The sequence below is a fragment of the Mesorhizobium sp. CO1-1-7 genome, assembly GCF_020164885.1.
GTDB classification, from domain to species: Bacteria; Pseudomonadota; Alphaproteobacteria; order Rhizobiales; family Rhizobiaceae; genus Mesorhizobium; species Mesorhizobium australicum.
Genome location: NZ_JAIUHA010000006.1, coordinates 74,598 through 87,624 on the forward strand (window position 1 = coordinate 74,598; position 13,027 = coordinate 87,624).

The window sequence follows — 13,027 nt, forward strand, 5'->3', positions numbered from 1 at the left end:
TGCCCTGGCAAGTCCTTACTGCGTCGGCAGCATGCCTTCCACGTCGCTTGCCGCATCGGTGAGCGCTTCCTTGGGCGTCGCCGACTGGTCGACGATCCGCGACAGATTGTCGACGATGGTCTGCGTCACCTTCACGCCGTTGGTGCCCGGAAAGGCATACCACGGAACCATCAGCGGCATCTGGCTGAGCCCGGCCTGGAACAGCGGGTTCTTCTTGTAGAAATCGCCGAGATAGTCGGAAGACTTTGCCGCGAGCTCATTGTTGGGCACATAGCCGGTGCCGGGCACGACGACCGACGCGCCATAAGGGCCGGCGGCGAATTTCGCGAATTTCCAGGCGGCGTCCTGCTTGGCGGCATCCTTGGTCAGGATGACCACGGCATTGCCGCCGGTCGGCAGATGGCCGTTGGCCGGATCGATCAGCGGGATCTTGGCCGTCCGCAGCGTGAACTTGTCGCCGACGTTCTTGATGGTGTTGACCAGCGCGCCGGTGGTCTGGAACTCGAAGCCAACCTTGCCGGCCGCGAAGGCCTGCTCGCCAGCCGGCTTGGTGAAGACCGGCATGCCGCCCTCCTTCACCATCCGCTGCAGGATCTCGACTGCCTTCTCGCCTTCCGGCCCGTTGAAGGCGACCTTGCTTTCGTCCTCGTTCAGCATCTTGCCGCCGGCGCCGAACAGCAGCGCCGAAAACATCCAGTCGTCGCCCTGCCAGCGGAAGTCGATGCCGTCGACGCCATTGCCGAGCGCCTTGATCTTGCCGCCGAGCGCGATGACCTCGTCCCAGGTCTTGGGCGGATTGTCCGGATCACCGCCGGCGGCCTTCATCAGGTCGGCGTTGTAATACATGATCGGGTTCGAGGTGGCGAAGGCGAGGCCGACCTGCTTGCCGTTGACCTGCGCCAGCTTCAGGATCGTGTCGGAGAAGCCGAGCTCAGCCATGTTGCCTTCCTTCTTGACCAGCGGGCCAAGATCGACGGCGACGTCGCGTTCGTTGAGCATGCGCAGACGGTTGAGACCGATGAAGGTGATGTCGGGCATTTCGTCGGTGCCGGCCTGGCGAAGGATGGTCTGGATGCCTTCCTCATAGGTGGCGGACGGGCTGGCGAACTGGATCTTGATGTCGGGATTTTCTTCCATGAACTTCTTCGAGATCGTGTCCATCACGTTCTTGAAGAAGCCGGGCATCGGATAATGGACCGTCAGCGTCGTGTCGGCATAGGCCGGAAGGACTGTCGTCAGCGAGATCGCCGCCGCTGCAAGAATCCTGGGAAGTTGCTTCATGTGCTCGTACTCCTGGTTCGACCCGGTCAGCCTTTGAGACCGGTCATGGTGATGCCTTCGACGAAGCGCTTCTGTGCGAACAGGAAGGCAACGACGAGTGGAAGGGTGATGATCAGCGTGGCGGCCATCAGCGCGCCGTAGTCGTCGCCGGCCTCGGCGGCGCGGAAATACATCAGGCCGAGTGGCGGCGTGGCGTAGGCCTGCTTGCTGACGACGATCAGCGGCCAGTAGAGATCGTTCCAGTGGGCGACCACCGAGAAGATCGCGAAGGCAGTGACCGCCGGCCACGCATTGGGGACGATGACGCGCGCGACGATCCCGAGCTCGGACATGCCATCGAGCCTTGCCGCGTGGATGAGATCGTCGGGCATGGCGCGGAAGAACTGCAGGAACATGAAGATCGCGAACACCGATATCGTGAACGGCGCCACCAGCGAGGTGTAGCTGTTGAGCAGCGACATCCGGTCGAAGGCGACATAGAGCGGCAGCGCCGTGGCATGGATCGGTACCAGCAGGCCGAGCATGACCAGCACCATCATCAGCCGCGCGGCACGGAATTTCAGCTTGGCCATGGCGTAGGCGCAGGGAATCGCGACCAGCACCTGGAAGAAGAAGATCAGGCCGCACACGACGACGCCGTTCCACAGCAGCGTTGCCATCGGCACCTTGCTCAGCGCCTTGGCGAAATTCTCGGCGAAGTAGAAATGCTGGGGGACGAGCGACAGCGACGAGGTAAAGATGTCGCTCTGCGTCTTGCCCGCGGTCGAGATCATGAAGATGTAAGGCGCGAGGATCATCAACGCGCCCAGCGAAAGCAGCGCGAAACGGATGGTGCGGCCGGCAGGCAGGCTGGTCATGTGTAATGCACCCGCCGGTCGAGTACGCGGTATTGGAGAAGCATCAGCACGACCAGGATCGCCAGGAAGACCACGGTCATTGCCGAGGCATAGCCAACGCGCAGGTAGACGAAGCCTTCCTGGTAGATGGTGAACAGCAGCACTTCGGAGGCTTTGTTGGGCCCGCCATCGGTCAGCATCTTCACGGTTTCGAAGACCTTCACCGCATTGGTGATGCTGATCGTGACGACGAACAGCGTCGTCGGCCCGAGCATCGGCCAGGTGACCAGGAAAAACCGGTCGAGCGCCGATTTCGCGCCATCGACGTGAGCAGCGGCGTAGAGCTCGCGCGGGATCGCTGTCAGGCCAGCCAGGAACAGCACCATGTTGAAGCCGACCGACTGCCAGACGCCGATGATCGACAGGCTGTAGAGCACGGTGCTGGAGGCGCCGAGCCAGTTCGGGCCAGGAATGCCGACCAGCGCAAGCAGCGCGTTGAGTGGCCCGATGGTCGGGTGGAAGAGATATTGCCAGACTGTCGCCATGGCGACGATCAGCGATGCGACCGGCAGGAAATAGACGGTACGGAAAAGACCGCGCGCCCGCGGTTCGCCTTCGATCAGCAAGGCGACGCCAAGGCCAAGCACGATCGAGACCGGTGCGACGATCGCCGTATAGACCGATGTGTTCCACAGCGATCTGCGGAAGGTGCGGTCGGTCAGGAGATGGGCGTAGTTCTCGAAGCCGACCAGGCGGAATTTGCCGTAGCCGAGTTCGAAATCGGTGAAGCCGAGGAAGATGACAGCGACCACCGGCAGCAGCACGAACAGCAGCAACAGCACGATCGCCGGGGCCGCCAGCAGCCAGGCGGTGCGGTCCTCGCTGCGCCTGTGGAGGGCCGCGGCGCTCGGGATATTGCCCGCCAGCGCGACGCTAGACATAGGCCGGCTCCTGGCGTGCGGGCGCGGCGCTCGCCATGCGCAGCCGCTTTCCCTCCGGCCCGAAGACCATGGCATGCTCGGGTGGAAGGAGGATACCCACCGGCATTCCCACAATCAGGTCCCTCGCCTCGTGCGGCGCCAGCTTGGCGATGACGATGTCGCCGGTCGCGTCGAGCCGGCAATGGGCAATGACTTCCGAACCGAGGAATTCGAGGCGCTCGATCCGCCCGGCAAGGCCGCTCCGCCCACTGGGAGACAGTTTGACGAATTCGGGCCTGATGCCGAGGCTGACCGGGCCGTTTGCCACCTTCTCCATCAGGGCCAACCGGATGCCTTCGAAGCTGACACGGCCATTTTCGGCAAGTGCCGGTATGATGTTGATCCTGGGCTGGCCGACGAAACGGGCGACCTCGATATGGGCCGGATCGTTGTAGATCGCCTCGGGCGCGGCGAGTTGCAGCAGATTGCCGCCGATCATCACCGCCACCCGGTCGGCCATCGAAAGCGCCTCGGCCTGGTCATGCGTCACATAGAGCGTCGGCACGCCGGCGCGGCGGTGCAGTTCGACGATCTCGCCACGGGCGTGCACCCGCAGATTGGCGTCGAGGTTAGAAAGCGGCTCGTCCATCAGGAAGATCGAGGGGCGCCGCACCATGGCGCGCGCCAGGGCGACACGCTGCCGCTGGCCGCCCGACATCTGCCCAGGCTTGCGGTCGAGCAGATGATCGATCTTGAGTACCGTCGCCATGTCGCGGACATCCCGCGAAATGCCGGCGCGGATTTCTTTCTGGCCCGGCAATGCGGAGCCCACCAGCGGCAGGCGCCGCGTCCGGCTCAGCCGCTTCATGGCAAGCGGAACCGCAATGTTCTGGCCGGCCGTCAGATGCGGGTAGAGCGCGTAGGACTGGAACACCATGGCAATGTTGCGATCGGCCGCGGCGACCGCCGACATGTCCTTGCCAGCAACGAAGATCTCGCCGCTGTCGGCATGATCAAGCCCGGCAAGAACGCGCAGCAAGGTGCTCTTGCCGCAGCCCGAGGGACCGACCAGGGCGATGAACTCGCCCGCTTCGACATCGAGGCTGACGCCGTTCAGGACGGCATTGCCACCAAAGGATTTGTTCAAGGTGCGAAGCGAGAGCGCGCTCATGACGCGACCTTCCTGCGGACCTTGTGCGCCTCGTGCGGGTAGACTTCCTCGACCACGTCATCGAGGACATGGACGGTCATGCCGGGAACAGCGACGATCTCGCTGGTGACTGTATCGTTGAATTCATGCACGACCGCGCCGAGCAGCCGCTCGCCCGGCATGTCGCGCTCCATGTCGCCGACGACGAAGGCGGCCGACGGACCCCAGACCAGCGCGGTGTTTTCGTATTTGCCTTGCCATGCCCGGTGCAGGTGACCGCTGGCGAAAAGCGCCACGTCATGGGCACCGATCAGATCGTAGAGACGTTGCCGCTGTGCTGGGCGGACGCTCCAGTAGCCGGTGTCACCTTCGCCGGGCTCGTCGATGAACAGCGGCTTGTGGGCGAAGAGCGCGACGCGCCGGCCGTCACGGCTTTCCAGCGCCGCACGCAGCCATTCGAACTGGGCCTCTTCCTCGGCATCATCAAAGCCCATCAGCAGGCTGTCGAGACCGATAAATCGCCAGTTTCCGGCGTCCTCCGTCCAATAATCAGGACCAACCAGCCGGCGCCAGCGGTCCAGGCGTTCCGCATTGACCGGCTGCGAGGAGCCGGGCAGATGACCGACATCGTGATTGCCGGGCACCAGCAGCATCGGCACCGAGATTTCCCGCATCAGCTCCATGCTGAAGCCGATGTCGTCGTCCTTGTCGGCGCCATCGACGCTGAGGTCGCCGGTGTGGATGACGAGATCGGCGCCGCTCTGCGCGATCCAGGCGGCCAGCGGCTCCCAATTGCCGTTGAAATGCGGCTTGGTCGGGCTGAAATGGGTATCGGTGATCTGGACGATTTTCATGCCGGCTCCACTGCGAGAGCCGGCTGCCGGGAACCCACCGGCGCGACTTCGCGTGGGTCTCCTTAGTGCCGTTACATGTCACTTCCTTAACAGGCAGGGGACAAATGTTCCCCGCCATGCCGATAGGCTGGCTGGCCGCTAGCTTTTCACCTCGAATTGCGGATCGACCGGGATCTGCATGGCCGTGACCAGATGATTGGTCTGCCCGGCGAGCCCGATGATCGACACCAACTCGCCGTGCTGCGCGTCTGTCATGCCCTTGGCGCGCGCCGCCGCCGTGTGCGAATGCACGCAGTAGGAGCAGCCATTGGCGGTCGAAACCGCGATGTAGATCATCTCCTTGGTCAGCGGATCGATGGCGCTGTCGGCGACCATCACGACCTTCAACTGCTCCCAGATCCGCTTCAGCGCCGCCGGATCATTGGCCAGCCCGCGCCAGAAATTGTTGACGAAATCCGATTTGCGCGTGGCGCGGATATCGTCGAACACGGCCTTCACGGCCGGGATTATTTCCACCTCGGCATCGCTCAGGAGTTTTGTCGTGGCCATGGCGTTTCCTTTCGTTGGCTCGGTGGATCAGGTCGTTGATTCAGGTCTCGAGCAAAGGGGGCTAACCGGCTTTTCTGATTCAGTTTTCGATGCCGATTTGAGCAGAACATTGATGGTTAGCCGAGCCCCCTCGGCGTCGTCATCCCAGGGCGAAGCAGGCGCGAAGCGCCGTCGCGGAGACCCTGGGATCCATGCCGTGACGCCAGCCGTGGAGTGCAGCGAAGCAGAATTCTGCACCGCTGCTACGCTTCGAAGTCCCGGCATGGATCCTCGGGTCTGCGCCGCGTCGCTACGCTCCTTGCTCCGCCCGTGGATGACGAATGGATGGGCATCCCGGCCAATTGTCGACATACGCACCCGGCCAGCATCCCTAGTGCACCGCCGCGTACATGATCTTCTCCTCCGTGGCCTCCGCCGGAGAAAACTCCTCGACGATGCGGCCTTGCCGGCAGACGAGTATCCGATCCGACAGGTTCATGATCTCCGGCAAATAGGACGAGATCACCACCACGGCCAAGCCCTCGTCGGCCAGCCGGTTGATGATCTGGTGGATCTCCGCGATGGCGCCGACATCGACGCCGCGCGTCGGTTCGTCGAAAATGACGATGCGCGGCTGCTGCACCAGCCCCTTGCCGATCACCACCTTCTGCTGGTTGCCACCGGAGAGTTCGACCACGCGCGCATTGTCGTTGATCGCCTTGATGTTGAGCGTCTTCGTCCACTCGGCCGATAGCGCGTGCATCTCCTGCTGGTTGATCACCCAGGCCTTTTCACGGCCGGCCGCCAGCAGGCCGCCAAACAGGTTCTCGGCGATGCTCATCGTCTCGAAGATGCCTTCGCTCTTGCGGTCCTCGGTGACATAGACGATGCCGTCCGCCACCGCTTCGCTCGGCACGCGATAGCGCACCGGCCTGTCGTCGAGTTCGATTGTACCGCCGCGCAAAAAATCGCGCTTATAGATGCCCGACACGACCTTGAAGGTCTCGGTGCGGCCGGAGCCGATCAGCCCGAACACGCCGGTGATCTGGCCCTCGAAGATCGAGAAGGAGTTGTTGCGCACGACATTGCTCATCGAAATGTCCTGCACCGACAGCACTTTCCGGCCCGCCTTGCGCAGCTTGGCTTCGTCGCGCTGGCGGTAGATCTGCCCCGACAAAGTGCGCCCGACCATGGCGGCGACAATTCTGTCGCGGTCGAAGGCCGGCGTGTCGTCGGTGATCACCAGCTCACCGTCGCGCAGAATGGTGATGCGGTCGGCAATCATCAATGCCTCTTCCAGCGCGTGGCTGATGAAGACGATCGAGACACCGTTCGCCTTCAGCCGCCGGATCAGCGCGAAGAAATGGCGTTTCTCCTCCGGCGTCAGGGTCGCCGTCGGCTCGTCGAAGATGATGATCTCGGCCTTGTGGTGCACGGCGCGCGCGATCTCGACCATCTGCCGCTTGGCCGCGCCCAGCGTCGCCACCATGGCGTTCGGATCGACCGGAAAATTCAGCGACTGCAGGAATTGCTGTGCTGAAATATACGTGCCGCGCAGCCGGTTGAGGAATTTTTCAGTACCGAGATAGAGGTTCTGCGCCACCGTCATCGACGGCACCAGGCTGGTCTCCTGGAACACCATGGCAATGCCGGCCTCTAGCGCGGCATGCGGCGAAGCGTAGGCGATCTCCCGGCCCTTGTGGAACATCCTGCCGGACGTGGCGTCGACGACACCGGCGATGATCTTGGTTAGTGTCGATTTACCCGCGCCGTTCTCGCCGAGCAGTGCGTGGATTTCGCCTTTGCGCAGTTCGAAGCTGACGTTCTTGACTGCCGGAACGCCCCGATAATTCTTGGTGACGTTTTCGAGGCGAATAATTGGTTCCATCAGAAACCTCCCGAGGCGAGGTCGACGGCCAGCACGCAATCGCCACCCCTGGAAGCAATGAACAGTTGGCCGCCCTTTTCCACCACGCTGCAAATGCCGTGGCGCGTGCCGTTGGCGCGGCTGTGCAGGCTGAATTGCGGCTGCATGTTTTGATCGAGCTTGACCACCAGCCCGTAGGAACGGCTCGGCGACCACGGCTTGTGGATGCCCATGGTTCTGATGCCGCCGCATTGCAGCGGTTCGAGGAAGCTGCGGCTGGAGGCCATCGCCGGCGCGATCCAGTAAGCCGGCGGCACCTGGTCGATCATGTCCTGGCGGTAGTGCGTTTCCTGCAGCACGAATTCGATCAGCCGGTTGCGTGGCGCGAACAAGGTCAGCCACGCCCCGCCATCGCCGGCCGGCGACAGCCGAGCGGGATAGCCGGGCAGATGCGTCATCACGGTCGAGCGATTGCCGGTCGCGCCATCGAAGCGCACGAGTTGGTGACGCCAGCTCTCGCTCACCAGCACATCCCTGCCAAGGGGCTGGAGCCCGTAGGGAAAGGCGATCCCGCCGGCTATCTTGCGGAACTCGCCACCCGCCCCGTCTCGTTTCCAAAGCGAACCGGACGCGCCCTTCTTCATCAGATCGGCGGCCCATTGCGACGGCGTATGCTCGGCCGACCCGTTGGCCAGCCACAGCGCGCCGTCCTCGGCATAGGCAAGTGCTGTTATGCAGCTGATACCAGCCGGCGGCGAAACCTCCTTGCCTGATATCAAGAGCTTGCCGCTTTCGAGCCCCACCGTCAGTTGGCCCGATGGCGACAGAGCCAGCGCCGTGATTGGGGAAGGAAAGGTCTCGACAACCATCGGCTCAGTGTCGGCGGCAAGCGAATAGATGGCGTTGCCGCTGGAGGCCAGCAGCCGCCCATCGGCAACCAGCAGATTGTCCGGTTCGGTCAATCCGACAAAAGCCGGCGCCTCATCCAGCCGCGTGTTGGGACGGAAGGCGCCGTCGAGCGGCGGGATGGTCACCGCCTTGCCGCGAAACATATCCAGGATTGGGTCGAGGATCATGGCTGCGCTCCCCAATATGAGGCGGAGCTGGTCCAGTTCGGGTCGGCGCCGGAAACCTTGTAGCGGCCGATGCGATTGTTGAGGATGCCGCCGACGAACAGATATCCCTTGTGCTCGCGCATCGAGGTGACCATCGGGTGCGCGCCGCCCGTCAAGTCGCCCATCGCCTCCACGATGCCGCCCTTCTCGTTGAATTTCACCACGCCGCCGGTGTTGATGTTGGGGAACAGCCATTCGTCCTGCGGCAGCCGGCGCGTCATGCGCTTGCGCATGTCGGGGTGGCGCAGCGACAGGTCGAAGCTCGGCGTGCGCATGCCCAGCCACGCCATCCAGTAATTGCCGTCCGACGCGCGGTTGATGTTGTCGGGGTAGCCCGGCATGTCGCGGATGACGCATTCGGCGGTGCCCGCCTTCGGCCCTTCCAGCCAATAGCGATGCACCCGGCAGGCCCAGCTTTCGGCGAAGAACAGCGACTTGCCGTCATGCGCCATGCAGACACCATTGGTGTAACGGTAGCCGTCGAGCAGCGTCCTTGTCGACCCATCCCTGGGATCGTAGACCAGGAGGCGGCCGGTGGCGCGGTTCTCGATCGAGTCCAGCGCCCAGTCATGCGCGTCATAGCGCTTGGTCGAGTCCGTAAAATAGATGCGGCCGTCCGGCGCGATATCGCAATCATTGGGATCGCGCAGCCGCGCATCGTCGACGATCGAGGTCCAGGAGCGCGACGTCTCGGCCGACAGCCTTTTGACCGCGCGATCCGGAGAGACGGAATAGAGCCCCATCGCGCCGACGCAGCTGATCAGATTGCCCCCTTTGTCAAAGGCCAAGCCCAGCGGAAAACCGCCAATATGGGCGAACACCTCCGACCTGACATAATCCGGCGCGAAGAAGCGAACGATCTCGCCATGGCGCGTGCCGCAATAGAGATTGTCGTCGCGGTCGAGGATGACGTCTTCCGGCCCTTCCAGTTCGCCGAGCCCGATATGGTCGGCCGCCGACAGCCGGTTGTCGAGCGCGTAAGGCGTGCCCGAGCCCGGCACCGCGGACTGGGTTTCGCCCATCCTGAGATAAACCGGCGCGACATAGACCTCGTTCAGCACCTTGTGGCGGTTCTTGAGCCAGCGAATGTCGATGGTCACCGCCACCGCCAGCATGATGCCGAGCACCATCTGGTTGGTGCCGGTGCCATAGCCCAGCCGGATCAGCCCGTTGGTCATGGTCAGCACGATGATGGCGCCCATCAGCCCCTTGATGACCGAGCCGCGCCCGCCGCCGAGGCTGACGCCGCCGACCACCGCCGCCGTCAGCGCCATGATCTCGAGATTGAGGCCGGTCCCCGGCCCCGCCCCGCTCAGCCGGCAGGCGATGAGAAAGCCGCCGATCGAGGCGCAGAAGCCGGAAAAGACATAGGTCATGAACACGGTACGGCGCACCCGGATGCCGGCATTGTGCGCCGAACGCCGGGAGCCGCCGACCGCCAGCACGTGCCAGCCCGGCCGCGAGCGCGTCAGCGCGATATGGGTGACGATGGCGAGGATGATCGCCAGCCACACCGAGACGGACAGGCCCCAGAAAGTGCTGTCGCCGATGAAATCGAGCACGTCTGATGTAGCGGTCGAAAGCTGCACATCGGCTGCATAGGTGGTGACCAGGATGTCGAACAGCGCCCTCCCGAAGATGAAGGTCACCAGCGTGGTAAGGAAGGCACGCAGCCTGAGATAGCCGACAAGATAGCCGTTGATCGCGCCGAACACCAACCCGGTGGCGAGCGAGGCGGCCAGCGCCAGCCAGATCGACTGTTCGAGGATGAAGAAGACATAGACGGCGGAAAAGCAGGACAGCGCGAAGATCGAACCGACCGAGAGATCGATGCCGCCGCCCAGCATCACCACCGTCATGCCGGTGACGACCATCGAAAACTCGCCGAGCTGGCGCGTCGATTCCTGCAGGGAAGAGAGCTTGAAGAAGCCCGGAATGATCGAGCCGAAAGTCGCCAATGTCACCACCAGCGCCAGGAAGGGAATGGCGTTGTCGGTCCAGCGCTTGGTCAGGATCTCGCCGACGAGATGGTCGGGCACGAGATTGTAGCGCCAGGACTGGAGGCGTTCGCGAAAGCTCATCGGGTCACTGCTGCCAGGTCTGGGGCCACAAGAGAAAGAGGTGGTCGGACAATCCGGCCACCTCGTCGATATCGGTTGCAGACGATCAGCTTACTTCGCCGCCGCTTCGGCCTGCAGCGCCTTCAGGTCCCAGCAGCTGTCGGGCTTTAGGTCGGCCTTGGTCGTCGCCTTCTCCAGCGTGTAGATGTAGGTGTGGGAGGTGCCGGCCGGCTGGCCGCTCTGCAGCAGGAATTTGATGATGGCGTTCATGTCGCCCGATTGGCGGGCAAGATCGGTCATCACCACGGCGCCGTAGGTGCCGTCGTTCAGCTTGTCGCAATCGGCCGCCTTTTCGCCGCCGCCGGTGGTGACCAAAAACACCTTGCCGTCGAGCTTGGCGTCGCGGATCGCGGCCGATGCGCCGGTGGCATCGCCATCCCAGAAGTCGATGATCGAGCAGATGTCCGGGTTCTGCTGCAGCATGGTCGTGGTCACGTTGCGCGAGGTCGTCGCATCCCAGTTGGAATCGGGCTTGGCCACGACCTTAAAGTCGGGATGCTTGTCCAGCACCTTCATGATGCCGGCATATTGGTAAAGGCTGGAGGAGTTGGCCTGGTCGCCCTGCACCAGCCCGATCTTCTTGGACGAGTTCTCGCCGCAGCCCTTGATCGCGGCTTCCGCCTCGAGCTGGCCGAGCCGGTCCCAGTCGCTGCCGACGAAAGCATCGGCGGGAAAATTCGCCGGATTGTCGACCAGGATCACATAGGTGCCGGCGGCCTGCGCCTTCTTCATAAGCTTGGAATAGGAGTTGAGGTCCGGCGCATGGATGATCAGCACATCAGGTCTGGTGTCGGACGAGATCGCGTCGGTGATCGCCTGCGCGCCGGCATCGACGACCCAGTTGGGATCGCGCGTTTCGAACGTGCCGCCCCAGGCTTCGACTTCCTTCTTCAGATAATGCGCCCAGCCCTGCGCCAGGTCGAAGCCCATCGCCAGCGGCACCAGCATGACGCGCTTGCCTTTCAGCGCTTGTGCATAGGCAGCGGGGCCTGGATCGTCGGCGGCGAAGGTCGGCGCCACGAAGGTGGTGACGGCCAGCGCCGTGGCCGCCGCCATGAGGGTTCTGATCAGTTTCATGTCTCATCCTCTGGTTCGGTTTTCATTGCCGGCCGATCGTCGCGATCGCACCGGGTACCCCAGAGCAAGATGGGCTAGCCCATCTGCTCTAAATGTCACCTTGTTGCGCGGTCTGTTCGTCGCGCGGATTGATGATGCCGTCGACGATGATGGCGCCGAGCAGGATCGCCGCCTTGATCAGGTTCTGGTAGAGCAGCGGAATGTCGATGATGGTCATGGCGTTGAGCAGGATGCCGATCAGCGCGGCTCCGACCAGCACATTGCGCACCCCGCCCCGCCCGCCCGACAGCCCGATGCCGCCGATCACCGCCACCAGCACAATGTCGTAAAGCAGCGTCGAATTGACGACACGCGTGTTGATCGAATGCAGGCTAGCCGCGGTCAAAAGGCCGGCGATCAGGGCGACGAATGCTGACAGCACGTAACGCAGGACCAGCATCGGCCGCACCGGAATGCCGATATTGCGCGCCGCGACCGGATTGTCGCCGGCGAAATAGATGTAGCGGCCCCATTTGGTGCAGCGCAGGAATAGGAAGAACAGGAACGCCAGCCCCGCAAAGACGAACACCTCGATCGGGACGTCGAGAAAGCGCAGACCGCCGAGCAGTTCCACCCAATGGCCCTGCGGCACCGGCACGGCGTCCTGCGTGATCAATTGCGAACGGACATAGCCGAAGACGAAGGAGCCGGTCGCCAACGTGACGAAGATCGCCGGTACATCGGCGTAGGCGACGAGAAAGCCGTTGAGCAGGCCGATGGCGAGCACGCCGGCCAGCACATAGGCGAAGGCGAGCCCGTCCGGCGTTCCGCTGTTGAGCAGTTGCAGGTACCAGGCGACCGACATGGCCATGATCGCAACCGCCGACAGGTCGATGCCGCGGCCGATGATGACGACAGCCATGCCCAGCGCCAGTATACCCAGCACCGAGACGGAGCGGATAATGGCGACCAGATTGTTGGCATCGATGAAGCCTGGCAGGCCTATAGCCGCGGCAACGAACAGCACCACCGCTATGGCAAAGACAATGCCTTCCTGATTCAGGCTTCTGAAGTTCAGCCAGCCGGCCATGTTCATTGTCTGCTTTCACCCCGGTGGCAGTGCTGCCACCCCTGGAGAGAAAGCTAATCGGCTCAACGCCGCTTCGTCAAATGAATCCGCGTTCAAAACGTGGGCTGGCGATGAGATTCGCAAAGTGGACGCATTGATTGCCGAATCTGGCGCAATGCCCGGAAACTCCTGCACTTTTGGCCATTGTTTGCGCCGCCTCGGCGCTTAGCG

The 13,027-nt window shown here is 63.1% G+C and carries 11 protein-coding genes; all 11 read right to left on the reverse strand.

The features are described from left to right. Window positions 1–15 precede the first annotated feature (15 nt). On the reverse strand, window positions 16–1,281 hold the full coding sequence (locus LB516_RS14190; protein ID WP_224719782.1) for an ABC transporter substrate-binding protein: 1,266 nt from the start codon (window positions 1,279–1,281) through the stop codon (window positions 16–18). 26 nt (window positions 1,282–1,307) lie between these two features. Continuing rightward, window positions 1,308–2,138, reverse strand: a complete 831-nt coding sequence (locus LB516_RS14195) for a carbohydrate ABC transporter permease (protein WP_224719783.1) — start codon at window positions 2,136–2,138, stop codon at window positions 1,308–1,310. Then, on the reverse strand, window positions 2,135–3,058 hold the full coding sequence (locus LB516_RS14200; protein ID WP_224719784.1) for a carbohydrate ABC transporter permease: 924 nt from the start codon (window positions 3,056–3,058) through the stop codon (window positions 2,135–2,137). Before LB516_RS14200 ends, LB516_RS14195 begins: the two co-directional genes overlap by 4 nt. Further along, complete coding sequence (locus tag LB516_RS14205; protein WP_224719785.1) at window positions 3,051–4,208, reverse strand: ABC transporter ATP-binding protein; 1,158 nt, start codon at window positions 4,206–4,208, stop codon at window positions 3,051–3,053. The genes LB516_RS14200 and LB516_RS14205 overlap by 8 nt, the downstream gene beginning before the upstream one ends. Beyond that, window positions 4,205–5,041 (reverse strand): metallophosphoesterase family protein, encoded by an 837-nt coding sequence (locus LB516_RS14210; RefSeq protein ID WP_224719786.1) that lies wholly within the window; start codon window positions 5,039–5,041, stop codon window positions 4,205–4,207. Before LB516_RS14210 ends, LB516_RS14205 begins: the two co-directional genes overlap by 4 nt. A gap of 138 nt (window positions 5,042–5,179) precedes the next feature. After that, window positions 5,180–5,590 (reverse strand): carboxymuconolactone decarboxylase family protein, encoded by a 411-nt coding sequence (locus LB516_RS14215; protein ID WP_140665408.1) that lies wholly within the window; start codon window positions 5,588–5,590, stop codon window positions 5,180–5,182. A 370-nt stretch (window positions 5,591–5,960) separates the two neighbouring features. Further along, on the reverse strand, window positions 5,961–7,457 hold the full coding sequence (locus LB516_RS14220; RefSeq protein WP_224719787.1) for a sugar ABC transporter ATP-binding protein: 1,497 nt from the start codon (window positions 7,455–7,457) through the stop codon (window positions 5,961–5,963). Beyond that, window positions 7,457–8,512, reverse strand: a complete 1,056-nt coding sequence (locus LB516_RS14225; RefSeq protein ID WP_224719788.1) for a hypothetical protein — start codon at window positions 8,510–8,512, stop codon at window positions 7,457–7,459. Before LB516_RS14225 ends, LB516_RS14220 begins: the two co-directional genes overlap by 1 nt. Further along, entirely contained in the window at window positions 8,509–10,632 is a 2,124-nt protein-coding gene (locus tag LB516_RS14230; RefSeq protein WP_015317086.1) for an ABC transporter permease, read from the reverse strand. The genes LB516_RS14225 and LB516_RS14230 overlap by 4 nt, the downstream gene beginning before the upstream one ends. Window positions 10,633–10,722: 90 nt before the next feature. Further along, entirely contained in the window at window positions 10,723–11,748 is a 1,026-nt protein-coding gene (locus LB516_RS14235; protein ID WP_140725948.1) for a sugar ABC transporter substrate-binding protein, read from the reverse strand. An 88-nt stretch (window positions 11,749–11,836) separates the two neighbouring features. Continuing rightward, complete coding sequence (locus tag LB516_RS14240; protein WP_224684243.1) at window positions 11,837–12,823, reverse strand: ABC transporter permease; 987 nt, start codon at window positions 12,821–12,823, stop codon at window positions 11,837–11,839. Between the last annotated feature and the right edge of the window lie 204 nt (window positions 12,824–13,027).

Excerpts from the sequence above, each read along its gene's own strand:
- LB516_RS14190 (WP_224719782.1), bottom strand. The coding sequence starts at position 1,281 with ATGAAGCAACTTCCCAGGATTCTTGCAGCGGCGGCGATCTCGCTGACG.
- LB516_RS14195 (WP_224719783.1), bottom strand. The coding sequence starts at position 2,138 with ATGACCAGCCTGCCTGCCGGCCGCACCATCCGTTTCGCGCTGCTTTCG.
- LB516_RS14200 (WP_224719784.1), bottom strand. The coding sequence starts at position 3,058 with ATGTCTAGCGTCGCGCTGGCGGGCAATATCCCGAGCGCCGCGGCCCTC.
- LB516_RS14205 (WP_224719785.1), bottom strand. The coding sequence starts at position 4,208 with ATGAGCGCGCTCTCGCTTCGCACCTTGAACAAATCCTTTGGTGGCAAT.
- LB516_RS14210 (WP_224719786.1), bottom strand. The coding sequence starts at position 5,041 with ATGAAAATCGTCCAGATCACCGATACCCATTTCAGCCCGACCAAGCCG.
- LB516_RS14215 (WP_140665408.1), bottom strand. The coding sequence starts at position 5,590 with ATGGCCACGACAAAACTCCTGAGCGATGCCGAGGTGGAAATAATCCCG.
- LB516_RS14220 (WP_224719787.1), bottom strand. The coding sequence starts at position 7,457 with ATGGAACCAATTATTCGCCTCGAAAACGTCACCAAGAATTATCGGGGC.
- LB516_RS14225 (WP_224719788.1), bottom strand. The coding sequence starts at position 8,512 with ATGATCCTCGACCCAATCCTGGATATGTTTCGCGGCAAGGCGGTGACC.
- LB516_RS14230 (WP_015317086.1), bottom strand. The coding sequence starts at position 10,632 with ATGAGCTTTCGCGAACGCCTCCAGTCCTGGCGCTACAATCTCGTGCCC.
- LB516_RS14235 (WP_140725948.1), bottom strand. The coding sequence starts at position 11,748 with ATGAAACTGATCAGAACCCTCATGGCGGCGGCCACGGCGCTGGCCGTC.
- LB516_RS14240 (WP_224684243.1), bottom strand. The coding sequence starts at position 12,823 with ATGAACATGGCCGGCTGGCTGAACTTCAGAAGCCTGAATCAGGAAGGC.